24 protein-coding genes and 1 tRNA gene are annotated in these 24,365 nt (G+C 35.1%); 7 read left to right on the top strand and 18 right to left on the bottom strand.

From position 1 onward, the window contains the following. Positions 1–13: 13 nt before the first annotated feature. The 5 genes from CVS97_RS08215 to CVS97_RS08195 form a co-directional block, all read right to left on the bottom strand. The gene (locus CVS97_RS08215; RefSeq protein ID WP_107785736.1) at positions 14–313 is read right to left on the bottom strand and encodes a hypothetical protein; all 300 of its coding nucleotides are present in this window, start codon (positions 311–313) and stop codon (positions 14–16) included. Then, on the bottom strand, positions 301–1,731 hold the full coding sequence (locus CVS97_RS08210) for a hypothetical protein (RefSeq protein ID WP_107785735.1): 1,431 nt from the start codon (positions 1,729–1,731) through the stop codon (positions 301–303). The genes CVS97_RS08215 and CVS97_RS08210 overlap by 13 nt, the downstream gene beginning before the upstream one ends. A gap of 84 nt (positions 1,732–1,815) precedes the next feature. Beyond that, entirely contained in the window at positions 1,816–2,271 is a 456-nt protein-coding gene (locus CVS97_RS08205; protein WP_103560109.1) for a hypothetical protein, read from the bottom strand. After that, positions 2,244–2,447 carry a MarR family transcriptional regulator gene (locus CVS97_RS08200; protein WP_084041358.1) on the bottom strand — a complete coding sequence of 68 codons (204 nt, stop codon included), beginning with the start codon at positions 2,445–2,447 and terminating at the stop codon, positions 2,244–2,246. Before CVS97_RS08200 ends, CVS97_RS08205 begins: the two co-directional genes overlap by 28 nt. Further along, positions 2,447–3,403, bottom strand: a complete 957-nt coding sequence (locus CVS97_RS08195; protein ID WP_107785734.1) for a transposase — start codon at positions 3,401–3,403, stop codon at positions 2,447–2,449. Before CVS97_RS08195 ends, CVS97_RS08200 begins: the two co-directional genes overlap by 1 nt. A 331-nt stretch (positions 3,404–3,734) precedes the next feature. On the opposite strand from CVS97_RS08195, the gene CVS97_RS08190 reads away from it, so the two are divergent. Together CVS97_RS08190 and gdhA are read left to right on the top strand one after the other, a co-directional pair. Next, on the top strand, positions 3,735–4,322 hold the full coding sequence (locus tag CVS97_RS08190) for an SMI1/KNR4 family protein (protein WP_107785733.1): 588 nt from the start codon (positions 3,735–3,737) through the stop codon (positions 4,320–4,322). A 196-nt stretch (positions 4,323–4,518) separates the two neighbouring features. Further along, entirely contained in the window at positions 4,519–5,877 is a 1,359-nt protein-coding gene (gene gdhA / locus CVS97_RS08185; RefSeq protein ID WP_103588547.1) for an NADP-specific glutamate dehydrogenase, read from the top strand. A gap of 993 nt (positions 5,878–6,870) precedes the next feature. Here the strand turns inward: gdhA and CVS97_RS09255 are convergent. From CVS97_RS09255 to CVS97_RS08170, 4 genes are all read right to left on the bottom strand, one after another. After that, the gene (locus CVS97_RS09255; RefSeq protein ID WP_159070044.1) at positions 6,871–7,023 is read right to left on the bottom strand and encodes a hypothetical protein; all 153 of its coding nucleotides are present in this window, start codon (positions 7,021–7,023) and stop codon (positions 6,871–6,873) included. Between the two features lie 155 nt (positions 7,024–7,178). After that, entirely contained in the window at positions 7,179–7,697 is a 519-nt protein-coding gene (gene infC / locus CVS97_RS08180; protein ID WP_054195973.1) for a translation initiation factor IF-3, read from the bottom strand. After that, positions 7,694–9,514 (bottom strand): threonine--tRNA ligase, encoded by a 1,821-nt coding sequence (thrS, locus tag CVS97_RS08175; RefSeq protein WP_107785732.1) that lies wholly within the window; start codon positions 9,512–9,514, stop codon positions 7,694–7,696. The genes infC and thrS overlap by 4 nt, the downstream gene beginning before the upstream one ends. A 349-nt stretch (positions 9,515–9,863) precedes the next feature. Beyond that, entirely contained in the window at positions 9,864–10,430 is a 567-nt protein-coding gene (locus tag CVS97_RS08170; RefSeq protein WP_107785731.1) for a YbaK/EbsC family protein, read from the bottom strand. 64 nt (positions 10,431–10,494) lie between these two features. On the opposite strand from CVS97_RS08170, the gene ung reads away from it, so the two are divergent. After that, positions 10,495–11,187 carry a uracil-DNA glycosylase gene (gene ung, locus CVS97_RS08165; RefSeq protein WP_107785730.1) on the top strand — a complete coding sequence of 231 codons (693 nt, stop codon included), beginning with the start codon at positions 10,495–10,497 and terminating at the stop codon, positions 11,185–11,187. A 1-nt stretch (position 11,188) separates the two neighbouring features. Here ung and CVS97_RS08160 read toward each other — a convergent pair whose 3' ends face one another. Next, entirely contained in the window at positions 11,189–11,482 is a 294-nt protein-coding gene (locus CVS97_RS08160) for a hypothetical protein (RefSeq protein WP_107785729.1), read from the bottom strand. A gap of 79 nt (positions 11,483–11,561) precedes the next feature. Here CVS97_RS08160 and CVS97_RS08155 point away from each other — a divergent pair, with 79 nt between their 5' ends. The 4 genes from CVS97_RS08155 (at position 11,562) to CVS97_RS08140 (ending at position 15,190) form a co-directional block, all read left to right on the top strand. After that, the gene (locus CVS97_RS08155; protein ID WP_107785728.1) at positions 11,562–12,089 is read left to right on the top strand and encodes a pyridoxamine 5'-phosphate oxidase family protein; all 528 of its coding nucleotides are present in this window, start codon (positions 11,562–11,564) and stop codon (positions 12,087–12,089) included. 28 nt (positions 12,090–12,117) lie between these two features. Then, positions 12,118–13,284: a replication-associated recombination protein A gene (locus tag CVS97_RS08150; RefSeq protein WP_234401434.1), complete on the top strand. Its 1,167-nt coding sequence runs from the start codon at positions 12,118–12,120 to the stop codon at positions 13,282–13,284. Positions 13,285–13,342: 58 nt separating this feature from the next. Further along, a complete protein-coding gene (locus CVS97_RS08145; RefSeq protein ID WP_107785726.1) occupies positions 13,343–13,636 on the top strand; it encodes a hypothetical protein in 294 nt (97 codons plus the stop codon). 135 nt (positions 13,637–13,771) lie between these two features. Then, complete coding sequence (locus CVS97_RS08140) at positions 13,772–15,190, top strand: alanine/glycine:cation symporter family protein (RefSeq protein WP_087578171.1); 1,419 nt, start codon at positions 13,772–13,774, stop codon at positions 15,188–15,190. A 74-nt stretch (positions 15,191–15,264) separates the two neighbouring features. On the opposite strand, the gene CVS97_RS08135 is transcribed toward CVS97_RS08140, so the two are convergent. From CVS97_RS08135 to asnB, 8 genes are all read right to left on the bottom strand, one after another. Next, a tRNA-Val gene (locus tag CVS97_RS08135) sits at positions 15,265–15,340 on the bottom strand. Between the two features lie 574 nt (positions 15,341–15,914). Then, positions 15,915–17,042 (bottom strand): glycosyltransferase family 4 protein, encoded by a 1,128-nt coding sequence (locus CVS97_RS08125; protein ID WP_107785725.1) that lies wholly within the window; start codon positions 17,040–17,042, stop codon positions 15,915–15,917. 21 nt (positions 17,043–17,063) lie between these two features. Further along, positions 17,064–18,044, bottom strand: a complete 981-nt coding sequence (locus tag CVS97_RS08120; protein WP_107785724.1) for a glycosyltransferase family 2 protein — start codon at positions 18,042–18,044, stop codon at positions 17,064–17,066. A 10-nt stretch (positions 18,045–18,054) separates the two neighbouring features. Then, complete coding sequence (locus CVS97_RS08115) at positions 18,055–18,807, bottom strand: glycosyltransferase (RefSeq protein WP_107785723.1); 753 nt, start codon at positions 18,805–18,807, stop codon at positions 18,055–18,057. Positions 18,808–18,816: 9 nt separating this feature from the next. Then, complete coding sequence (locus CVS97_RS08110) at positions 18,817–19,959, bottom strand: glycosyltransferase family 4 protein (protein ID WP_107785722.1); 1,143 nt, start codon at positions 19,957–19,959, stop codon at positions 18,817–18,819. Then, the gene (locus tag CVS97_RS08105; RefSeq protein WP_107785721.1) at positions 19,952–20,869 is read right to left on the bottom strand and encodes an NAD-dependent epimerase/dehydratase family protein; all 918 of its coding nucleotides are present in this window, start codon (positions 20,867–20,869) and stop codon (positions 19,952–19,954) included. The genes CVS97_RS08110 and CVS97_RS08105 overlap by 8 nt, the downstream gene beginning before the upstream one ends. Next, complete coding sequence (locus tag CVS97_RS09550; protein WP_159070906.1) at positions 20,866–22,485, bottom strand: glycosyltransferase; 1,620 nt, start codon at positions 22,483–22,485, stop codon at positions 20,866–20,868. The genes CVS97_RS08105 and CVS97_RS09550 overlap by 4 nt, the downstream gene beginning before the upstream one ends. Continuing rightward, positions 22,472–24,331 (bottom strand): asparagine synthase (glutamine-hydrolyzing), encoded by a 1,860-nt coding sequence (gene asnB / locus CVS97_RS08095; protein ID WP_107785719.1) that lies wholly within the window; start codon positions 24,329–24,331, stop codon positions 22,472–22,474. Before asnB ends, CVS97_RS09550 begins: the two co-directional genes overlap by 14 nt. Positions 24,332–24,365 lie beyond the last annotated feature (34 nt).

Genomic DNA, 24,365 nt, shown 5'->3' with positions numbered 1-24,365 from the left:
TCATAACCCTTTTTTAAAATAAATCTAATCTAGGCTGTTTAACAGCAAAAATATATTTACGACCATTTCGCAAAGAATAACCTTTGCTATCTAATAGCTTTTTCAAATTTGTTTGAATAAAAAGAATATTTAATTCATCAAGAGCCGAGAAAAAAGCCTTTCTACTACCAATAACAATATCAGCCCAAATAAAACCAAGCTTTTTGGCATAAAGCCTTTTAACGATAGGACATTTAATATCAATACAAATAACATCCTTGCCACTATCTAATAATTCACACACCAAAAGACCATAAGCGTTTAATTTTTGCATTGAAACCCCTTTAAAGCATTCGTTATAGGATGGATATAATCATCATTTCTTATTTTGCTAATGGCAACAAAAAAATCATTTAAAGAAGCGTTAAAAACATCAAAAAGGGGATTATCTATATCTAAATTTTGATTTTTTATAGTTTTTTCATTTTTCAAAAAATTGCCTGCAAGCTTTGATAAGCCGTATTCGTGAAGAGTTAAGCCATCATTTTCAAGATCTTTAAGCGTTTCAGTAAAAACATATAAAAAATTCTCACCGCTAACACCCAAATTAGTATAAACAGCACTTACAAAGGCTTTTAAAGCCATTTTTGCTTTTTTAATATCCTTTGACTGAATAAGATCGTGCATAGTAAGAGCTTTAAATTTATCATCGCCCCAAGGCAAGAGCATATCCCAAAATTTAAGCCTATTATCATCAAAATCGCATCTTTGATAAATTTTTCTTGCACTATCACTTTGAATAATGCCAGCAGTTAAACGATTAATTTCATCATCAGTTAGATCATACCATTTACAAATACTAAGCCCTTGCGACCAAAAAGCCCCCAAATGATTAAAAATATAAGTAATTTCATCACTTTCATTAATAGGGATTAATCTTTTTATTGCAGATCGCCCAAACTCCGCTTCGTGTCTAAATACAAACATATCAACAGCAGGATTAAAGCCATTTATTTCCCATTTTGTGAAAATTAAAGTTGAAATATTTTTGCTTTGAACTTGTTTTATTTTGTCATAAACCCTGAACATATGTGGATTTTTTCCAAAGCTTACACCTTCAAAGCGAGTAAAACGCATAAAATTATTGACATTAATTTCGGTTATATCATTAAAAACTGGCGAATTTTCATCAATTATTAAATCATCGTCATCTTTTTTATATTGATCTGAATAGTTAGAAACTCTTTTTAAACTTCTAAATTGTAAAAAATCTTGTGGAGTATATTTTATGCCAGTTACATCGGTTGCAAGATCGAGCCTTAAAACACTTACCTTAAAATGCTCTTTAAATATATCACTTAAAAATTTATTTACAAGCTCATAGGCTCTAACGTGTCCATATTTAAGTAAAAATATGCTTCTAAATTGAATTTTTAAATGATATAGCCCTTTTGGCTTAAATTTAGTATCTGAAATGGTGCAAAATATATCATCGTTTGAAAAATATCCAAAATATTGACCTAAGCCTTTACTTGATACTTTAAATTTTCCGTAATCAAAGCCCAAATCATCCAAAATATACTTTTCGCCAAATGTGCGTAAATTTTGTGCTTGTTGTTTTAGTGTAGCGATCTTACGAATAAAGCTTGAAAAAGTTGTATTAAAAAATTTTTCATCAATACAATTTACGCCTATAACTAAAGTATCGATACCTTGATGAAGTATTTTAAATCTATCGTCTTTATATATCATTTTTAAACCTTTAATAAAACCCAGCTTGTCCCGCCTAACCTTGCTGATAGTCTAGGCACGGGGCTAAGGTTTAGCCCCTATTTTTCAAGCATTCGAGCCATTTTTAAGTGCTTCCATTTTTAGCATCGCTGTGACAAAACTATCAATCGCAGGGACAAATTTATTAAAAACAATAACTGGAGTTGAATTATAAGCGTCCTTATAAAGCCTATATTCGATCTTACCGCTAGCAATATATACTTCATCTTCTTTTAAATCTAGATATTGTTCTTGTGTTATTCTTGTAGAATGTTCTCCGCCACTATTAAGAGCTACAAAAGTTATCATATAACTATCATCCCACTTTTCAAACTCTCCAAACTCGTTTATAATGGGATTGTTATCTTTATCTAGCTTTTGCTTACCATCGATCTTTTTAGTCTTTAAGACTTTAATCTTTTGCTCGAAATAATCTAAATTTTGGTTGAGAGATTGATAAATTTCTCTATAAAGATTTTCGCTTGTGCTGTCCATTAATGGAGCTGTTGCATTTTTTGCCATTGTTTTATCCTTTTTGAAAAAATTTGATTTTTTATTAAATATCTATTACTAATAATTTGAGAAAGATAAGCTTTGCTAATCTTTAAATGATCGCATATATCAGCCCTTGTTAAAGAATTTTTAGATGATAGGATTTCAAGAACTGAAAAGATTAGCTTATAATGAATTTTTTTCATTAAATAGCCTTTATTTCTGGATTAAATGGGAATAAGCTTTTTAAATAACGGACTATCGCACACATAACAGCAACAATAGCAGTCATCTTCTTTTTGCCGTTAGCTAATAAACGCTCATAGCGTAACTTAAATTTAGCGTTAAAACGAATTGCACATAATGCAGTCATAAAAAGAATACGCCTTATATTAGAATTACCCATTTTATTTATCTTTTGGCTTTTATGAACGCTTGAACCACTTTGAAAAATTCTAGGACTAAGACCAATAAAGCTTATAAATTGTTTTTCAGATTTATCCCTATTAAAGTGTAATTGTGGAAATAAATTTAAAGCGAGATCAATGCCAAAACCTTTATTTTCTTTAATGATCTCTTCGGTTTCTGGAATAGCTTTTTTAACAAGATCAAAAGCTAGTTTTTGAAGCATAGCTTGAAGTTTTGCAATCTCTTTTATAAGATTTGCGATAACATCATCAATTACTTTATTATTTAAAGTTTTTTGAGAGCTTTTAAAATTTTTAAGTTGAGTATTTATTTTTTGGAGCAAATTTAAGGTTGAATTGTAACTTTTTATCTCTAAATACTCGGCATTATACTTATCAGGCGCGATCTCGCTTTTAAAAGTCCTAGCATAAACAGCCAAGCCATAACTATCGCTTGTATCAGTTTTTATAGTGCTAAGATGTTTTAAAAATAAAGATGATTTATAGGGGTTTGTAACACAATATCTAATACCTAAATCAGATAAAGCCTTTTGAAGTGCCAAATGATAATTTGAAGTTGCTTCAAAAACAACTAAAATTTCATCATTTTTAAAACTATCAAAATAAACTTTGATAAGCTCATAGTTATTAGGCAATGTTTCAAATTTAGCTTTTTCACTCGTGATAGAAGTTAAAAAACAAACGTCGATTTTATCTTTAGAAACATCAACACCACAAAAAAACGCTTTTTTCATTTTTGATACTCCTGAATAAAATTTAGGTTATGTTTCTTTCTTGTATTCAGTGTCAAGCACTAAGATTTTTAATCGAAACATTAACCCATAAGCCCTAAATCTTAAGAACAGTGTAAAACACTTTTTTATGAAGCAGGGGCTTATGGAAATTTTATAAAATCAAAAGAGAAAAACGAAACAAGACAAGGTAAATTCTCTTTGATTTTATGGAAGTATCATACAAATTTATGAAGATCGTGGTCTAAATTTGGCGACAAATGGGTCAAATTTAAAAGTGCGCTGAAATAAATTTGATAAAATTTGCCAAAATTTAGCAGATTAAAGGACTGATATGTTTTTAAAGTTAAATCAGATCGCTCAAAAGTTAGATCAAATTTTCTTGCCACTAGAGCAAGAGGGTATGACTGGCATGAGACTCTTGCTTCAAAATGATGTTAAAGCCACCGCACAAACACTTAAAAACGTAGAAAAGGCTCTTGGCGTAAATTTCCCAGCTAAATTTACAAAGCTTTTAAGCAAATTTGACCTTGGAAATTTTGAAATTTGCAATGTCAAATTTGGCTCTAGAGGCGACTACGCGAGTGAGCTAGTACGGCTAAATAGCATAGATGAGTTTGGTGGCAAATGGTGGCAAGGTGAAGCTCGCCCTTTAAATTTGATAGTTTTTGCCGTGGGTGATCCGTGGATATTTTTGCTTGATTGCACGAGTGGCGCGGTCTATGCATGGCTGCTTGGAGATAAGGAGCTTTGCAGCAGGTGCGTCGCAAGCGATTTTGAGAAATTTTTCATAGCGCTTGCTAGCATCGATATAGCAAGGCTAAATGATGAAGCTATGCCATCAACCGAGCAAATCCTAAAATTTGTCCAAGCAGATGATAAAGCACCTCTTTTCTGGCAAGAGATGGCATATGAAATTTAGCAAAATTAGGCTTCTTAGCTTAAAATCTCTTTTATAAATTTATCCTAGTGATCGAAACGAAAATCACATTTTATAAATTTAGTTTCGATATGTAACGCTCATCGCCTAAAATAAAAATATAAAAATAAATTTAAATAAAAATTTTTTCTAGGAGAGTTAATATTCAACTACGAAAATTTGACGAATAGGAGCCAAAATGAGCGAGTACATCGAAAAAACGATGGAGTGGATAAAAAAGACCAATCCGGGTCAAGGCGTCTTTGTCCAGGCTGCGACCGAGGTGCTAAACAGCCTCGAGCCGCTTATAAAAAGAGAGAGCAAGTACCAAAAACACGCGATCCTAGAGCGTATCGTGATACCAGAACGAACTGTGATCTTTCGCGTCACGTACACGGGCGACGACGGTAGACCGCAGGTAAATAACGGCTACCGCGTACAGTTTAACTCAGCCGTGGGCCCCTATAAAGGCGGCATCAGACTGCATCCTAGTGTTGATCTTGGAGTGCTAAAATTTCTAGGATTTGAGCAAATTTTTAAAAACTCGCTCACGGGCGTAAATATAGGCGGCGCAAAAGGCGGCAGCACCTTTGATCCAAAAGGCAAGAGCGAGGGCGAGATAATGCGCTTTTGCCAAGCGTTTATGAGCGAGCTATACCGCCACATCGGCAACACCGTAGACGTACCGGCAGGCGATATCGGCGTGGGGGCGCGCGAGATCGGCTATATGTTTGGGCAGTATAAAAAACTCACGGGCAGATTTGACGGGATACTAACGGGCAAGGGGCTAAACTGGGGCGGCAGCCTAGCGCGCACGGAGGCGACCGGATACGGACTGGTCTATTTTACGCAAAATATGCTACAAAAAGCGGGCCTTGGCCTCGAGGGCAAAAAGTGCAGCATAAGCGGTAGCGGAAACGTCGCCATATACACGGTAGAAAAGCTCTATCAAGTAGGCGCGCTACCTATCACGGTTTCTGATTCAAACGGATACGTTTACGACGCAGAGGGCATCGATCTAGCGGTGCTTAAAGAGCTAAAAGAAGTCAAACGCGCGCGCCTTAGCGAATACGTCAAATTTAGACCGAACGCAAAATACGTAAGCGTAAGCGAGTACAAAGAGGGCAGAAACGGCGTCTGGGACGTGCCGTGCGACGGGGCATTTCCGTGCGCGACGCAAAACGAGCTTCACCTAGCCGATATCAAGACGCTTTATGCTAACGGCTGTCGCTTCGTGGCTGAGGGCGCAAATATGCCAAGCACGCTTGATGCGATAAATTTCATGCTCGCGCAAAAGGATTTTTACTTCGCTCCGGCAAAGGCGGCAAACGCAGGCGGCGTGGGCACGTCGGGCCTTGAGATGATGCAAAACGCCGGCATGACCGCGTGGAGCTTTGAAAAGGTAGATCATAGGCTGCACGGTATAATGAATCATATCTTTGAGCTTAGTTACGAGACTAGCAAGGAGTTTGGCGACGAGGGAAATCTGGTACTTGGCTCAAATATCGCGGGCTTTAGAAAAGTGGCTGATGCGATGATAGATCAGGGATATGTATAGGGCTGATTTTAGCTCTTGCTCTATAAATTTACGTCCAAGCTAAATTTGGACGTAAATCAATATGAAATAAGTTTGGGTTTTTAGCTAAAAGATAGTTTGCCTTTTGTATAGCAAATTTTACTGACAAACTATCAAATTTACGCTAGTTTGAAGTATTTTATACAGCGTTCGTTTTGACAAATTCGTGGTGGTGTGATAGATGTGGATTTGAAGCTCGCCTAAATTTAAAATATTGATACTAAGGTGGCGAGCAGATTACTATTTTTAGAGCATTTAATAGAAATTTTGTCAAAAAAGCTGGCGTGGTAGCAAATGGTGGAGTCGCGAGGTTTGTGCAACAAATTTGAAAGTTTTTGCCATGGATACTTTTGCTTGATTGCACGAGTGGTATGTTTATGTGTGGCTGTTTAAAGATGAAGAAATTTGTAGCGGGCGCGTTGCGATCGAGAAATTTTTATAGTGTTAGCTGGCATCGATATAGCAAGGCAAAATGAAGAAGTCCTGACAGAGAATGAGCAAACACTAAATTTTATCCAAGTAGATTATAGGACATTTGATTTTTACCAAGAAATAGCTTATAAAATTTAGTAAATTTATGCTCACCTAGTCTAAATTCTCTTTTATAAATTTAAGCTACAAACAAGCGAATTTTTTAGCAAATTTATACAGCTACTAGGCGAAATTTAGCTTATAACACTCGCACAGGTACCATGAATTTACAACTCAAAAGAAGTTATCAAATTTACTCTTTCAGGTGAGCTCTTGCCTAGTCGAATTTCAGCAAAGTACCCATGTAATGGTTGGCAGAAAAAGGATGAAGCAAATTCTAGTAAGCAAAAATTAAAATTTGCTCCATTTAATCCACGAACAATCAAATTTCTCGTCAAATTTGGTCGCCACATAAAACCAAGAGTAGTCAAAGCTTTTTGTAAAAAGTATTATTAAAGCGATATCCCATTACCAAATTTAGCTAGATATTAGGCAAAATTTAGCTTAAAAATACTCACGCAAGCACTCAAATTTTGTAAGCTCACAAGAAATATTTTCAGCACAACATCCATACGAGCGATAACAAAGCGGGTAAATTCCAGCAAGTAAAGACCAAAATTTACTAAATTTAAACCACATCCAAATTTTGCCTATCAAATTTAACCATAAGGTATATCAACCCTGCAAACGCCTTTGCATAAATTTAACACATATAAAAATGATAGGATTTTTGGAAAATAATTATTTATAAGTTTTTGTATTAAAAATTTAATGTAACAAAGAGCAAGCCCTAGCCTGCTCTTTGTGAGAATTTAACCCTTTTTTGGAGTTACAAGCATATTTACATAACGACCTTCTATCATAGGTTCTTTATCGCGATCAGCTTCATTTTTTATCATTTCCCAGACCTTCTCAAGCATAGCTACGCCAGCTTCTGGAGTGCTCATCTCGCGACCCTTTAAAAATACACGAAATTTAACGTGTTTGCCATCTTGCAAAAACTCGCTTGCGTGTTTAACCTTGTAGTTTATATCGTTTTGGGCGATCTTGACAGAGAGTTTTATCTCTTTTATCTCGATGGTTTTTTGCTTTTTCTTGGCCTCTTTTTGCTTTTTCTCTTGCTGATAACGGAATTTACCATAGTCCATTATTTTGCAAACTGGCGGCTTCGCATCTGGCGCTATAAGCACTAGATCAAGCCCAAGCTTATTTGAGATCTCTAAAGCCTCTTCTCTTGAGATGACACCGTATGCCGTGCCATCATCCCCTACACATCTTACCTCTCTCGCCCTTATGTCCTCATTGAGCAATACTTCATTTTCCTTACTCAAAAATGTACCTCACTAAGTTTCTCCTTCGTTAAATTTATAAATTCCGCCAAGCTCATATCGCTCTGCGTCCTAGCCTGTCTGTCGCGTAGCGCAACGCTCTTGTTCGCTACTTCGTTGTCACCTAGCACGACTATCATAGGCACCCTTTGTTTTTCAGCCGTTCTTATTCTTTTATTTAAACTCTCATTTTTACTTGCAATCTCGCTATCGATATTGATCTTTCTTAGCTCGCGTGAAATTTCTTTTGCGTAGTCTAAATGTGCGTCGCTAATAGGTACAATGACGACTTGCGTAGGAGCGATAAAAAATGGTAGCTCACCAGCAGTGTGCTCAAGTAAAATTCCTATGAATCTCTCAAAACTGCCAAGCAGTGCTCTGTGAAGCATTACGGGGCGTTGTCTTTCGTTGTTTGCATCGATGTATCCTAGATCAAAGCGCTCTGGCAAGTTAAAATCAACTTGTATCGTGCCGCACTGCCACTTTCTCTTAAGCGCATCAGTGATCTTAATGTCGATTTTTGGACCGTAGAATGCGCCACCGCCCTCATCGATACCGTATTTAAAGCCATTTTCATCAAGAGCTTCTTTTAGCGCTTTGGTCGCCGTTTCCCAAATTTCATCTCCGCCGATCGCTTTTGCAGGCTTGGTTGAAATTTCCATCTCGTAGTGGAAGCCAAAATTTTCCATTATTTTGCCGGCAAATTTTAAAATTTCTAGGATATTTTCTTTGATTTGGCTTGGCATACAAAAGATGTGCGAGTCGTCCTGGGCAAATTCGCGCACTCTGAAAAGCCCGTGAAGCACACCGCTTTTTTCATGGCGATGCACTACGCCGTATTCGAAAAATTTAAGCGGTAGATCGCGGTAAGACCTGATATCACTTTGATAAACTTTGATGTGACCAACGCAGTTCATCGGCTTGATGCCATACTCTGTCTCGTCGATCGTCGTAAAGTACATATTTTCTTTGTAGTTTGCGTAGTGACCGCTTCTTCTCCAAACATCAGCCTTTAAAAGCTCAGGACCTCGCACTGGCTCATAGCCACGGTCGCGGTGGGCTTTATATAAAATTTGCTCTAACTTCGAGCGCAAGCGTCCACCATTTGGTAACCAGATCGGCAAGCCGCCACCCACTTCTTCATCAAAAGTAAACAGCTTCATCTCTGTACCAAGTTTTCTATGGTCACGCTTTTTGGCCTCTTCGATGATACGGATGTGCTCTTTTAGGCTCTCTTTGTCTGCATATGCTGTGCCATAAATTCTAGTTAGCATCTCACGGCTCTCATCGCCGCCAAGATAAGCTCCAGCCACGCGTGTAAGCTTGAAAAATTTTAAAAATTTAGTATTTGGTACGTGTGGTCCACGGCAAAGATCCTCAAAATCGCCTTGCGAATAGCTGCTCACTTCACCATCTGGAATTCTTTTTAAGACCTCTTGCTTTAGGTCGTCATCTTTAAATTTATCGCTCATATTAGCTTTGGTTGAGCAGGTTTTGATGATATCAATTTTCTTCTCAGCAAGCTCTTTCATTTTTTCTTCGATCGCTGCTAGATCGCTTTCGCCTAGCTTCGTGCCCTCATCATCAACTCTAAAATCATAATAAAATCCATCTTCTACGTTTGGTCCGACAAAGAATTTCGCCTTTGGATAGAGTGATTTGATAGCTTGTGCCATGAGGTGCGCACAGGAGTGTCTGATAACGTGTAGTGCCTCTTTTGAGTTGTCAAAATAGATAGGCTCAGCACTACTCTCACGCCCTGCGATACTTTGAGTATCGACTATTTCGCCATTTAGTTTGTATGCGATGATATCGCTCATTGTTTTTCCTTATATCAAATTGTCTTTTTTACGATAAAAGAACGATTAAGGATTTTATCTAAATGGGCTTTAAGCTAAACTTAATATTTACTAAGCAAATTTTTATAAATTCTTTTTAAATCCACAAGCTTTGATCTATAAATTTATTTATAAAATATATATATTTATATTTAAATATATAAATCCCTAAATTTAAAGCTTTTTGTTTATATAATTTATTATATTTTAAGATTATGCCTGATAATATTTGTTCTTGAAATGAATTTAGCAATTTCTCGTCTTTGCATTATTTAAATTCATTTTTCTCCCGACAATATTTAGTGCTAGGAAGTGGTTAGCCTAGCACTTTTTATTCTGCAAAATTTATTAGCGTTGGCCGTACTATCTTTGTATAATCTTTTGTATTTAAAATGATCGATCTATCAAGTAGTCCCGCATTAAATGCGATCTCATCGTTTCTTTGTAGCAACCTTTCATCAACTACAATGTGTAAATTTTTATGAAAGCTAAATGGCGGCACTGAACCAAAAACACAATCTGTCAATGCCAAAACTTCATCTGGACTAGCTAGGCTTGCCCTTTTGCCGTCAAATTTTTGTGTCAAGCTATCAAGATTTGCTTGCATATCGGCTGGCAAAATAGCCAAAATATAAATTTTACCAGCCTTCATCGCTGGCTTTTCATCACTTAGCAAATAATCATTTAGCACATTTTCATCTTTAAAAATTTTCCTAAATTTCTCCTCATCTACCCCTTTTATAGAGCAAACTAGAGCCTTTGCACCTTGGCTCATCTTTGTTCCCCTAAGTTTTGCCACCTCTTCTGAAGTGGTCGCACTCTCATGATTTAGAACTTTAAATTTAGCTTCATTCTTGCTAAGAAGCTCATAGATCTTATTAAAAATTTGCTCTGACACAGCTCTTTCCTTTAGATAAATTTTAGTTAAAATTATACTGCTAAAACTTACAAAAGGCAGGAAAATGCAAATAAATTTAGACGATGTAAAGATCGAGCCAAGCTGGAAAGAGGTGCTAAAAGATGAGTTTTTGAGTGAAAATTTCGCTCGCATCAAAGAAAATTTCTTAAAAGCAAAGAGCGCTGGCGTCGTCTATCCACCAAGTGCGCTTATATTTAACGCATTTAATCTAACGCCGTTTCACTCTATCAAGGTCGTCATCCTAGGCCAAGATCCATACCACGGTGCAAATCAAGCCATGGGATTAAGCTTTTCAGTGCCTAGTGACGTAAAAGTCCCGCCAAGCCTTGTAAATATCTATAAAGAAATTTACGCTGATCTTGGCATAAAAGAGCCAAATAGTGGTGATCTCACAAAATGGGCAAAGCAAGGCGTGCTACTACTAAACTCAACTTTAAGTGTTAGCGCTGGAGCGGCAAATTCTCATGCAAGCTTTGGTTGGCAGGGTTTTACTGACGCAGTTATAAGAAAGATAAGTGAAAATTTACAAAACGTAGTTTTCATGCTCTGGGGCAACCCAGCCAAGGCAAAAGCGCCACTTATAGCTGCTAGCAAGCACCTCATTTTAGAAGCAGCCCACCCAAGTCCGCTAGCTCGTGGGGCATTTTTTGGCTGCAGGCACTTTTCAAAGGCAAATATCTACCTAGCAAACCACGGCAAAACGCCCATCGAGTGGGACTTAAACGCTAAAATTTGAGCTATTTTTTAAGCTCAGAAAGAAGCTTATTTACCTTTTCTAGCTCGCTTTTGCAAAATTTCTCGTCTTTATTTTGCATTATCATCGCCTCTTGGCCGATTTGTCTTTGCTTAAACTCGTCAAATTTAAGCTCAAAAAGCCTTAGCGCCTTCTCATCACCTGCAAGTCGTTTGCTCTCTTTGGCATAAAGCTCGTCAAGATAGAGCCTACTTTGCTTGACATACTCCTTGCAAACCTCGCTTACACCAAATAAATTTACACCCAGCAAAAGGGCAAAAATTAGAGATTTTTTCATATTTTTCCTTGAAATTTTTGCGTTATACTAGCCTTTAAGCACTTAAATTTTAAAATATTTTGCAAAAAAAGGATGAAAAATGAGGCGAAAAGATAGAGAGCTTAGTCGCGATGAGGCACTTGAGATTATCGATGATTGCGAATACGCGGTGATCTCATGCGTGGATGATGAGGGAGAAATTTTTAGCGTGCCGATCTCGCCAGTTAGGGTTGGTGAGAGCATTTTTATACACGGAGCTACCGCTGGCTGTAAGGCAAAACTACTTCAAGATGGACGAAAAGTAGAGTTTGTCTGCGTTAGTTTTAACAAAGTCCCGCATCTAAGCGAAAGCGAGCTAGATGCAATAAAAGACGATGGCAAGGCGCTTGGAGGCAAGGTTTTTACGACTGAGTACAAAAGTGCCATCGCAAAAACTAGAGTTTACGAGATCACAGACGAGGCTAAAAAATATGAAATTTTAAAAATCCTCAGCCTAAAATACACAGCCTACGCGATGAGTACCTTTGAAACAGCGGCTCAGTATGGGTTAAAGATCACTAAAATTTATGAGTTTAAGATAGAAAGTCTTAGCGCGAAAGCTAAAATTTTGCCAAAACCAGCAAAGTAAAGGAAAAAATTTGAGCTCACTTGCACTGATGTTTAGACCAAAAAATTTAGATGAAATTTGCGGTCAAAAAGTGGTTAAAGCGGCATTTTTAAAATTTATAGCCTCTAGCAAAATCCCGCACTCCATATTTTATGGTCCAGCAGGCTGTGGCAAGACAAGCTTTGCAAGAGCAGTGGCAAGCGGGGCAAACTACGACTTTTACGAGTTTGACGGCGGAAATTTAAAGATAGATGACTTTCGTAAAATTTTAAAAAACTACGAAAACGCCCTAAATAAACCACTCTTTTTCATAGACGAGATCCACAGACTTAGCAAAACCCAACAAGAAGCGCTACTCATCCCCATGGAAAACTACAAAGCCCTAGTCATCGGCGCTAGCACGGAAAATCCCTTTTTCACGCTAAGCTCAGGCATCAGAAGTCGCTCGATGCTCTTTGAGTTTAGACCGCTTAGCAGTGGCGATTTTGAGGAGCTTCTTGGCAAGATAAGAGAGCAAATTTCATTTAGCATTGACGAGGAGGCGAAGGAGTATCTCTTTAAAAGTAGCGGCGGTGACGCAAGAGCTATGCTAAATTTACTAGAATTTGCCATCACGCTTGATGAAAATGTGAGCCTAGAAAATTTAAAAACACTTCGCCAAAACGCCTTAAAAGAGGGGGCAAAAGAGGACGACACGCACTACGAGCTAGCAAGCGCTTTTATAAAAAGCCTGCGTGGAAGCGACGAAAACGCCGTCATATACTATCTCGCAAGGCTCATAGACTCTGGCGAGAGTGCGGACTTCATCGCCAGAAGGATGGCGATATTTGCCAGCGAAGACATCGGCAATGCAAACCCACATGCGCTAAATTTAGCCGCAAGCACGCTAAGCGCGGTAAAAGAGATAGGCTTTCCAGAGGCTAGGATCATACTGGCTCAGTGTGCTATCTATCTAGCTAGCTCGCCAAAGTCAAACTCCAGCTACAACGCGATAAATGCCGCTCTAAGATACGTGCAAAGCGAAGAAATTTTAAAGATTCCACCATACCTAAAAAATCACACAAAAGAGAGCAAAGACTACCTTTATCCGCATGATTTTGGCGGCTGGGTCGAGCAAAAATACCTAGAAAAACCGCTCGTTTTTTACAAAAGCAAGGGCATAGGCTTTGAAAAAACGCTAAATGAGTGGCTAGAGAAAATAAAATCCAAGGGTTAAATATTAGGCTTTACTCTGTCAATTTGAAAGGGCTGTTTTAAATTTAAAGATAGAATACGTGCCTTGGGGTAGATTAACGACGGCTTATGGCATAGCAAGCGGATTTCCAGAAATTTTTAAACAGCTTTGGGCGGCGATCTGCGAGAAAAATTTGACACAGAGCCTGGCTACCAGCAAGTCAAACAGCGGACAAAATATGGTAAATCTAACAAATAACAATGAAGCAAAATTTAACGCCAAAGCTACTTGTAACGTGCTTTATAAGATTTTTAGCAAAACTAAGAGCCAAGTACGTTTTGCCAAGTTATGTTCATGCAAGAAAGATTGCAAATTTCTCACAAAAGCCATCTAAAACACGCTTGCCATGAGTAAGCCGAAAACTAGTACAAAATTTTAAGCTAAGCTAAAAAATTTTTCTTATTTATTCTAATTTTATATTTTTTTAAATATACTCGCTCTCTAAACTACACCAATGAAAGTCAAGAAAATGCCTACAAATTTTGCTGAAATTTTAAATAATTGTGTTGAAAGTATAAATTCATTTCTTTGGGGTCCATACTTCCTTATTACCCTACTTTGCGGCACTGGACTATTTTTTACTATTAGGCTTGGGTTTGTTCAAATTTTTAAGTTTAAAATGGGTCTAAGAGAGCTTTTTGGGAATTTCTCACTTCACGGCGAAGCTGCTGGCAAGGCTGGCATGAGCCAGTTTCAAGCAGTTGCAACCGCAATCGCCGCACAAGTTGGCACTGGCAATCTAGTAGGTGCGACAACAGCTCTTATCATGGGTGGTCCTGGAGCGATATTTTGGATGTGGTGCGCTGCGTTTTTAGGCATGGCTACAAATTTTGCTGAAATTTGCCTAGCTCAAATTTACCGCACAAAAGACGATAGCGGGCACACGATAGGCGGTCCGGCATTTTATATAAGTCGTGGATTAAAAGGAAAATGGGCAAAAATTTTAGCTGGATTTTTCGCTATCGCTATCATTATCGCACTTGGCTTTATCGGAAATATGGTGCAAGCAAACTCGATCTCAGACGGCTTTAAAGGTGCCTTTGGTATACCTCAGTGGATAACTGGAGCTTTTTTAGCAATCGTCTGCGCTGTCATCTTTATAGGTGGCGTAAAGGCGATCGCAAGAGTAGCTGAAAAGATTGTGCCTTTGATGGCTTTGCTTTATGTAGGTGTTGGACTAATCATTATCGCTTTAAATTTTCACGAAATCCCAGATGCAGTTTTGCTTATCTACAAAGCCGCATTTGATCCCTCAGCTGCGTGGGGTGGAGCTACTGGAGCCAGCATAGCAGCTGCGATGAGATACGGCATCGCAAGGGGTCTTTTTAGTAATGAAGCCGGTATGGGCTCAACTCCACACGCACACGCTGCTGCAAACGTCAAACACCCAGTCGATCAAGCCGTACTTGGCATAATGAGCGTCTTTGTAGATACTTTTATCGTTTTAAATATAACCGTTTTTGTAGTGCTCACTGCAAATGTTATTAGCTTTGAAAATGGTAAAGCAGTCTTTACAGGTATAACCTTAGTGCAAGAAGCCTTCTCATCGCATATCTTTGGCAAGGTTGGCGGATATAGTTTCGTAGCTGTTTGCCTATTTTTCTTTGCATTTACAACGATTCTTGGATGGTACTATTTTGCTGAGATCAACGTAAGATACCTTCTTGGGGCAAAAGCGGTCAGAGCGTTTCAAATTTTGGTAGTCGTTTTTGTCTTTTTGGGAAGCTTGCAAAAGGTTGATTTTGTCTGGAGCCTAGCAGATATGTTTAATGGCTTGATGGTCGTACCAAATTTAATTGCCATCATCATTTTAAGCCCTATCGTGGCAAAGCTTTTAAAAGATCACGATGCTGGCAAAGAGTATGATGTGAAAGATTATTTGAAATAAATCTTTACCACATCTTTAGAAAATTTACTAATAATTAATTTTTAAATCTCTTGTTTAGGATGTTTTGTTAGAAGTGGTGGCCCCGAATGGACTCGAACCATCGACCACTACCATGTCAAGGTAGTGCTCTACCAACTGAGCTACGGGACCAAAGATTTGGGATTATATTTTATTTTCTATTTTATTTAGCTTAATTCTTTAGTAATTAAATTTGTTTATAAGCAGTAAATGCAATGGATAAATTTAGAATTAGCTAACGCTTGCTTCGCAGTTATCGGTAAAGATGAAAACTACCTAGTCAATATCTGCAACTCACATGTCGTCATAAAAACTCCTTGGCACTCCTAAAGAGCTAAAATGTGTAAGCTACCACTATGATATAGGGCATATAGCGTTAGCTTTAGAAATTATCTTTAGTACTGAAGCCAACATATAAAATTCATGAGAGAAAGATACTAGAGCAAAAGATTGATACTAAGAAAAATTCTTCAAAGATGAATATAAACCTACAAAAGAGGAAGATGAATTTTTAAAACAAAAGGCCAATAAGAACAATATAAAAACTAGTTGGTGGACTAGTGGGTTAGAAGTCTAGCTTAAAAAACTAACCAGCTTGTCTTGGTTTTATTATTTAAATCATGATAAGCCCGCTAAAGATAAGCCTAAATTTTTAAATTAAAATCTTTAATACTATAAATTAAAAAAGTAAAAAAATAGCAATGTGCTATTTCCCAATAATAATCTTTGCAAGTCTTTCATTTTTTTCATTTATATTAAATTTTACTTCAGCTATTTTTCTGCTTTCTATACCCATTTGGACTATCATTTCTGGATTTTGTATAAAATAAATCATCTTTTGTGCCAAAATTTTACTATCAAATGGTTGTACCAAAAACCCATTTACACTATCTTCAACAGTTTCTCTACATCCTACACTATTTGTGGTTATTACTGCCCTTCCTATCGCCATGGCTTCCTGCGTACTTCTTGGCACACCTTCTCTATATGAAGGCAAGACAAAAATGGAGCTATCCGCTATCCGTTCTTTTATATCATTTACAAAACCAGGATATATAACTATGCCACTATCAAGATAAGGTTTTAGTTCTTCTTGCGTTAATCCAAATGGATTGTGCTCATCAAAACTACCAAATATATAAAACTTTACATCTTTATATTTTTCTTTTACGATTTTAGCTGCCTCTAAATACTCAAATATTCCCTTTTCTGCAAGAAGCCTTGCTATAAAAATAAAACTTATAGGATCAGTTGGTGCTTTAGTATATGAGAATTTATCAAGATCAACACCTATACCACCTAAGATATTTATAGATTTTACTTTTATATTGTATCTATCAATCAAGTCCTTTTTATCGTCATTATTTAAAAATATAAGCTCGTCAAGAAATGGTAGTGAAATTTTATATAAAAGAACTTGTATAGTTTTGATGATTTTCGCCTTTTTTGTTTGCCCATTTTTATGAACCGTAAAAGCCCCGCCGAGCCCTTCTATCATGCCTACTATTCGTGGTACTCTTGCCATTTTTGCGGCTATAGTTACAAAAATAACTGGTTTAACAAAAAAAGAAAAAATCGCATCTGGCCTATGCTGCCTAAATAGCTTAACCAAATCATATGTAGCCACGAGATCTTTAAATGGATTTAGTCCTTTTGCATTTAAAGTGTGGTCAAGCGGTGTTGCACCTAATGAGATTATTTTTTTTCTACTTTCTTCATTGTAGTCACTAACTAAACAGTAGACATCATGCCCTTTCGATACAAGTAATTTTATGAGCTCTTCTCTAAAATTTATCATCATAGACGAGACATTACCGATTATAAAAATTTTCATAGCAACTCCAATAATATGAATCTAAAAATTTCTAAGCCTAATAAATACTTTTTTTGCAAAAACAAAAATTTGCGGGAACCCTATAAAAACTGTGCTATATAAAATTTTATAGATTATATTTCTATTGATTTGAAAAACATATTTTATATTATTTGCTTCTGGGCATATAGCATTTATTTGTTTTTTAAAATCACTTTCAGAATAATCCAAAGTAAATTTTAAAATAGTAGGAATGTGAAATTTAAAATATTCATCAAAAAGATCTTTTTGTATCAAAAATTTCTTTACAGCTCTGCTAAAATCAGAAAAATCATCAAGAGCTTTTTTATTATTTGAAAAACTACTAGAAAGCGAATTAGGATTTGTTCTATAGTGATAAAATGGTTTTGCAATGTGAATAATTTTTTTTGCCCAATAAAAAAGCTGTAAATTTACAAAACTATCTTCGCAGTGTGAAAAATATGGAAATTCAACATTTTCATAAAGCTCTCTTTTAACCAATTTATCACACATGGAAACAGAAATTTCATGAGATAAAATAGCTTTTACAAAGTTCAAATTAGACTTTGGGTAATTTTTTGTATAAAAAAAACTTTTTACAACGCTTTTTTTATTAAATTCTTTAATATAGTCAAAACAAACTATGTCTGCATAACTTTTTCTAGCTTCACTCATCAAAGAACTTACCATATCTTTATCGACCCAGTCGTCACTATCTACATGTAAAATGTATTTGCCACTTGATATTTTCAACCCACTTTTTCTAGCTTGCGGTAAGCCCTCATTTTTTATTTTATTAATAATTTTTACATGGCTTATTCTATTTGGGTATCTTTCAATAATGTCCTTCAAAATTTTTATAGAACTATCTAGGGTACAATCATTTACAAAAATATACTCTATATTGTTATAGTCTTGCTCTAAAAGCGTAGTTGCACATTCTTCTATATATTTCTCCACATTATATATGGGAACTATTATAGAAACATCGTAGTCTTTCATTTATACATCTTTATAATTTTCTAAAATTTTTAATAAGTCTTAAAATAAATAGGATGGTTTGTAAAAATTTATTTTCGCCCATCACCACCTGAACTCTGTAAAATTCACAAAGAGCCCCTAACATATCAATACTACTAACTCCATCATTTGAAAATTTACCGACAACACTTTTTACGACTTTTATCTTTGCTCCATAATTTGCAGCAGTCAATACAAATAGCTGATCTGCCGCTATTGGAAATTTTCTTGAATAGTAACCAAGTTTTTGATGAAGACTTGTGCGGTATATTGAGCCTACAGCATGTCCTGAAATATAGCGAAATTGCCCTTTAAGCCATTTTGGACCACTATTTGGCTCAATTTTGCCATTATTGGTATCAATACGAGCTGTTATTATGTCTACACCATCTCCTATGGCTTTCTTATAATCTTTAATAGCATTTGGATAAAGCTCATCATCAGCACCGATAATAAGATAGAATTCTCCATTACAAGCTTTTATGCCTCTATTTAAAGCATCATAAATCCCAAAGTCTTCGCCCGAAATTACTTTTATATTTATCCCATCGGCACTTTTTAAAATTTCTAAAGTCTTATCGCTAGACACTCCATCAGAAATGATCCACTCAAAATCTTTATCAACTTGATCATGTAGACTTTTTATCAATCTAGGCAAGAATTTTTCTGCATTATAAGCTGCTGTAATTACACTAAGTTTAGTTGGTTTTTCTTCATAATTTTTATAGTAGATATCTTTATCCATTGTTATATCCTAGTGAGTTAAAGCCTCTCTACAAATTGAAGAGTAAATATTTGCAAACTTTTTTGTCCTTGCTTCTAATGGTTCTACATTACTCTTATTTTCTATCTTATAAAACTTTAGTACTTCTTTTAAAGATTCAATACTATCCCTTTTAAAAAAAACTGCATTTGGATATTGTTCTTTATGCACATCCAGGTTAGATAAGATCATATTTTTTCCTACACTTTTACACTCTTCGACGGTAGAACTCCAACCCTCAAATAAAGATGGATTTATTACTGCTTTTGAGAATTTAATCAATGCAAAAACATCTTCATAATCCACGAGTCCCAAAAGTTTTATATTGTCTTCAAGATTATTTGATTTTATAAATTCCCTTGCATCATCAATATATGTTTTATTTCTATAATCACCTAGATACCCAGTACAAACAATATTAATCTCAATGCCATCTTTTTTTAATTCACTAATGGCCTCAAATATCATCATGTGATTTTTATGCTTCCAAAATTGATTTGGTATATAGAAAAAATCATCTTTTATTTCATAATTTTGCAATAACAAACTTTTATCATGTTCATCTAGTTCAAAATATCTACTATTTGGTTGCGAAACAAATTGCAAAACTCTTGCCTTATCTTTATAATTGGGTGCAAATTTTTTCATATCTTTTAATGCATCAAAACTACTAAGAACAATTAAGTCACTATTTCGTATTAACTCTAAGAAATTTCTATTCCTACTTTGTATCTCTTTTTCAGAAAACATTTGAGGTAAATGAATATGTTGAAAATCAGGTATCCAATTTATAGTTTTTACATTTTTTAAATTTGTTATAGCTGCATGAGAAAGTATTTGTATATTATGTTTTTTAAGGATATTTTCGAGCAAAATATTTGTTTTAAATATTTTTTGTTCTATTTTACTAAGAAACCATTTTATACTTTTTCTGTCAAATACGCTATCTTCTATTACAGTTGCATATTCTTGAAACATTCTTTTTGTTTCTATATCTATTTTTTTACCAACAAAAACAAATACTTCAAGCTCTTTTTTTTCTATAGAATTTATAGCGAAAAGTAAGTTTTTAAAATAGTTTAATCCGCCCATCCATTCTTTTGACACACTACCTATAAATCCAACTTTAATCATCCAGTCCCTTTATCCACTCTACATAGTTTATTATCTCTTGTTTTAAATTTTTATCCGCCTTAAAACTATTTTTTTCTAGCTTGTGTGTATCCGCCCAGTAGTACATTGGATTTCCTACATTCACTTGATTATTAAATTTTATATTAATATTTGGATTTACTAGATTTCTTATCATTTCTACTACATCTTTTATGGTATGCTTTACACCAGTTCCACCGTTTATGATATAAAATTTCTCATCTTTTTTTAACAACATATCAACTAAACGCAAAACATCACTTATGTGTATAAAATCCCTTGTCTCCTTCCCCGTGCCCCAAAAGACGGCCTCATCGCTACTATCTAATATTTTTTGGCAAGCATCCCAAAGCAACTGCTTCTTAAGACCATTTCCGTATACTGAAAAGAGTCTTATTATAGAAATATTTAAACCAAATTTTTCACTATAGCTCTGACATAGATCCTCGGCTATTTTTTTATGATACCCATAAGGAGAAACTGGTCTTCCAAAATACTCTTCTACGATCGGCTTATCCTCACATTCGCCCTGTACTGCTGGACTTGATGGGTAGATAAGATGGGAATTATTGTTATACACCCTTATATATTCTAAGACTTCAAGTGTACCATTTACTGTTTTTTTAAAATCTTCGTATGGGCATTTAACAGAAAAACCAACAGAGCCACTACCGCCACAATGCACTATAACATCAAAAACTTGTTCAAATTCTAAAATTGCCTTTATCGACACATCATCCTTTTTCCAGTAGTCAAGCCCAATCTCTTTCGACTCTTCTATAGACAGTCCACCATGTCCTATACCATATGTCTGATATCCTAGAGTTTTAAAATAATGTGCTACATTTGAACCCAAAAAACCCTTGGCTCCAGTAATTAATATTTTTTTCAAAACAAATCACCTTTATTTTTTCCACATGCAACAAATGGAATGATAACATTTGGAAAATTTTGTTTTAATTTATTTGCATACTCCTCTTCTGTTGGAATCAATGAATCATTGTTGAAATTATATTCGTCTATTCCTACCCATTTTCCGGCACCAAAGTCATATCTTTTTATAACTTTACAAGGGCTCCCAACAGCAACACTAAAAGGTGGTATGTCTTTGTTAACCAAACTTCCAGCACCTACTATAGAGCCTCTACCTATTGTTAAATTTCCAATAACACTCACTCCAGCGCCTAGCCATACATTGGTTTCAATAATAATTTTTTTTTCCATAGTTGTTCCAGTAGCAATATATGGTATAAAAGGATTTTTAAAAACATGGTCGCTTCCCATAAATTTACAATCAATGCCACTCATAAAATAATCTGATACTTTTATTAATAATCCTGAGCTAAAAAAATTCCTTCTGCCAATATAACAGTTGCTGCCAATTATAATATGCTTATTGTCTCCCAACCTTTTATTTACATTTATCCAAGTGTATTCGCTGATACCAGTATTATTCCCTATTAAGATATTTTTCCAGCCTGTTACATGCACTGTCTTATCGATATATGTATTTTTGCCTATATCTTTTTTATGAAAGAGCAATTGTGCCTTCGAAAATAGTATTAATAAAATCTGTTTTTGTTTTTGAGATAAATGTTTTTTTAGTTTATTTATTATTTTTCTTTTTATGCTTATTTTATTTTTTTCTCTTAATATACTAGACACTACATTTCTATTTACTGTTTTTTCAACAATATCTTTTGTAAAACTAGGATAAAAATTTACTAGTTCGTCCTCATGTTCCGAGAAAGAACAGTGAGTTCCACTTCCATCAAACCCAATATTTTTCACTAACTTCTTAGCAGGATATAGTGTAAGTCCATTTTGTTTAAATACACACAGATGCCAATAAATCGCCCACGAATCTATTTTATCATTGATCTGCATCTTAGTCATGCTGATATAATCATAAGAATCATCGAAGTTAAAAAGATTTTTTTCTTGTATTGAGCTACTGACAATTTGCTCCAAATCCTTTTTATCTCGTTTGAATTGTTGCCATCTATCCGCCCAAGTACCCCAGCTCCAAGAGCTAGTAAGTTTCAAAAAATAGCTACTTTCAATATCCGATATATTATCAGTAAAAGAATACCCAGTAACACTGTATACTTTGTCCTCATTTTTATAAATTTCCAACGCCTCGTTCATAAATTTTAAAAAATTTGGACTTGTTATTAAGTCATCTTCAAGAACAATTATTTTGCCATATTCATTTACAATTTTTGTAACACCATCTATGATACTATTTGCAAGACCATAGTTTTTTTCTCTTTCAATGATTGTAATATTTTTAAATCCATTTATACTTTTTATATATTCCCTTACCTCTGCTACTTTTTGTTTTGACCCTTCGTTTTTAGCCGCATCAGAATATATAAAAAGATCACTCTTATTTGAAATTTCATTTTTTTGTAAAGCCTCTATGGTCTGCTTTGTATGATCTAATCTATTATAGACAAATAGCACTATTGGTGCCAAATTATACGATTTTATATCACTTTGTTGCATTATTGCCAACCCCAAATTTTTTAATTGCTTTTTCCCAAACATATGGTGTTAAATTCTTCCAAGAATTTTCAGCCAACACATAGCTATTTGTATTTTTATTTGCGATACTCAAAATTTGTCTTTGAAGCTCAGGTGGATTGTCTATCAAGCTAGATTCCATAAAGCCTTTTTCATGAACCGTATCCAAAAACCATTCCTTTAAATCGCCCTGCATCCAATCAACTATTGGAGAGTTAAATCCGATCTTAGACTTTCTCCATGTTATCTCTTTTGGCATGTAAGGATCCATAGCATCTCTTATGAGCTTTTTTGTATAGCCATTTCCAAATTTACTAGAATACGGCAAAGAGGTTACAAAAGAGACGATCCTATGATCCATAAAAGGCATCCTTATCTCTACGCTATTTGTCATAGAATACCTATCATAATTCCTAAGCAAGGTTGGCAATATCGTTTCATGAAAAATTATATATAGTTGCTGAGAAAAGCTATCAAGTTTTTTAAAATTTTTATGGTTGGCATCTTTTGACCTAATTTCTTTTCCAAAAATTATTTTTGCTATTTTCTTTATCATAAATTTAACATATATATTAAAATTACTATTCCTATCAAACTGTGCCCCATTACCCAATGTCTCTTGATAGGTATTAAGTATATCTATACTATTTTTTATCGAAAATTTACTATTCCATAAGGCTTCAACTAAATGCCCATAGCCACTAAAAAGCTCATCTGCCCCATGCCCATCTAATGTCACTGTCGTTCCATGTTTTTTTACAGCTCCATATGTAGCCATCATTGGTATCGGGCTAGTTATATATAAATCCTCAAACATATAAAAATATTTTTCTAGGTTATCCCAATACTTAAGAGGCTCAATGTTTATATAAGTGGCTTCAATTCCTATATGATCAACAACCATTTTTGCAAAATGTGATTCATCGAGTGGAGTACCTGGAAAAGATGCAACAAAAGCATGTTGCCAGTCATTCTTGCCATAATCAACATGAGATTTTGATAGATGAGCCATGGCTGAAATAGTTGCACTGCTATCAAGCCCTCCACTAAGGGCTGTTCCTATAGGTACATCTGCTCTCATCCTAATCTTACAAGCGTCTAAAAATAATTCCCTAAATCGCTCTACTTGAGCATCATATGTTTTGGGTGGGTCCACAATATTATCAAGCGTGTTCCAGTATCTTTTTATTGTTAAATTCCCATTTTTATAAATTCCATTATGTCCGAAAGGGAATCTCTTAATTCCATCTATCAAACATTTTTCGGTTACTTCATATGAAAAAATATTATCTTTCATCCAATGAAAATCTTGTGATGGTCTTATTTCTTTTAAAAATGGATAGATGGCCTTCATTTCTGAGGCAAATATAAATTTACCATCAATTACGGCATAAAAAAGTGGTTTTTTGCCAAATCTATCTCTAGATAAAAAAAGCTCTTTTTTTTGAATATCCCATATAGCAAAAGCCCACATTCCATTAAATTTTAAGACACACTCTTCACCCCACTCTATATAAGAATAAAGCAAAACTTCTGTATCTGATGATGAACAAAATGTATACCCTTTTGTTTCTAGCTCTTTTTTAATTTCCAAAAAATTATATATCTCACCATTAAAAATTAAACAATATCTTTTTATTTTATCATACATTGGCTGATGAGCGTCATCTGACAAATCCACAATAGCCAGTCTTCTATGTCCCAATGTAATACTATTTCCAATTGTTTCTATTCCAAAACCATCAGGACCTCTATGCTCTAATCTATTTAAGGCACTTTTAAATTCAGTTTCATTTGAAGATGGTATCGTTCCTAATATTCCGCACATATACTTTTACAGATCCTTCATATAATTATCTTAT

The sequence above is a fragment of the Campylobacter concisus genome, assembly GCF_003049735.1.
Lineage (GTDB): Bacteria > Campylobacterota > Campylobacteria > Campylobacterales > Campylobacteraceae > Campylobacter_A > Campylobacter_A concisus_AN.
This window is presented reverse-complemented; position numbering and strand designations above follow the sequence as displayed.

Coding starts and splice junctions, on each gene's coding strand:
- CVS97_RS08215 (WP_107785736.1), bottom strand. CDS start 313: ATGCAAAAATTAAACGCTTATGGTCTTTTGGTGTGTGAATTATTAGAT.
- CVS97_RS08210 (WP_107785735.1), bottom strand. CDS start 1,731: ATGATATATAAAGACGATAGATTTAAAATACTTCATCAAGGTATCGAT.
- CVS97_RS08205 (WP_103560109.1), bottom strand. CDS start 2,271: ATGGCAAAAAATGCAACAGCTCCATTAATGGACAGCACAAGCGAAAAT.
- CVS97_RS08200 (WP_084041358.1), bottom strand. CDS start 2,447: ATGAAAAAAATTCATTATAAGCTAATCTTTTCAGTTCTTGAAATCCTA.
- CVS97_RS08195 (WP_107785734.1), bottom strand. CDS start 3,403: ATGAAAAAAGCGTTTTTTTGTGGTGTTGATGTTTCTAAAGATAAAATC.
- CVS97_RS08190 (WP_107785733.1), top strand. CDS start 3,735: ATGTTTTTAAAGTTAAATCAGATCGCTCAAAAGTTAGATCAAATTTTC.
- gdhA (WP_103588547.1), top strand. CDS start 4,519: ATGAGCGAGTACATCGAAAAAACGATGGAGTGGATAAAAAAGACCAAT.
- thrS (WP_107785732.1), bottom strand. CDS start 9,514: ATGAGCGATATCATCGCATACAAACTAAATGGCGAAATAGTCGATACT.
- ung (WP_107785730.1), top strand. CDS start 10,495: ATGCAAATAAATTTAGACGATGTAAAGATCGAGCCAAGCTGGAAAGAG.
- CVS97_RS08160 (WP_107785729.1), bottom strand. CDS start 11,482: ATGAAAAAATCTCTAATTTTTGCCCTTTTGCTGGGTGTAAATTTATTT.
- CVS97_RS08155 (WP_107785728.1), top strand. CDS start 11,562: ATGAGGCGAAAAGATAGAGAGCTTAGTCGCGATGAGGCACTTGAGATT.
- CVS97_RS08150 (WP_234401434.1), top strand. CDS start 12,118: ATGTTTAGACCAAAAAATTTAGATGAAATTTGCGGTCAAAAAGTGGTT.
- CVS97_RS08140 (WP_087578171.1), top strand. CDS start 13,772: ATGCCTACAAATTTTGCTGAAATTTTAAATAATTGTGTTGAAAGTATA.
- CVS97_RS08125 (WP_107785725.1), bottom strand. CDS start 17,042: ATGAAAATTTTTATAATCGGTAATGTCTCGTCTATGATGATAAATTTT.
- CVS97_RS08120 (WP_107785724.1), bottom strand. CDS start 18,044: ATGAAAGACTACGATGTTTCTATAATAGTTCCCATATATAATGTGGAG.
- CVS97_RS08115 (WP_107785723.1), bottom strand. CDS start 18,807: ATGGATAAAGATATCTACTATAAAAATTATGAAGAAAAACCAACTAAA.
- CVS97_RS08110 (WP_107785722.1), bottom strand. CDS start 19,959: ATGATTAAAGTTGGATTTATAGGTAGTGTGTCAAAAGAATGGATGGGC.
- CVS97_RS09550 (WP_159070906.1), bottom strand. CDS start 22,485: ATGCAACAAAGTGATATAAAATCGTATAATTTGGCACCAATAGTGCTA.
- asnB (WP_107785719.1), bottom strand. CDS start 24,331: ATGTGCGGAATATTAGGAACGATACCATCTTCAAATGAAACTGAATTT.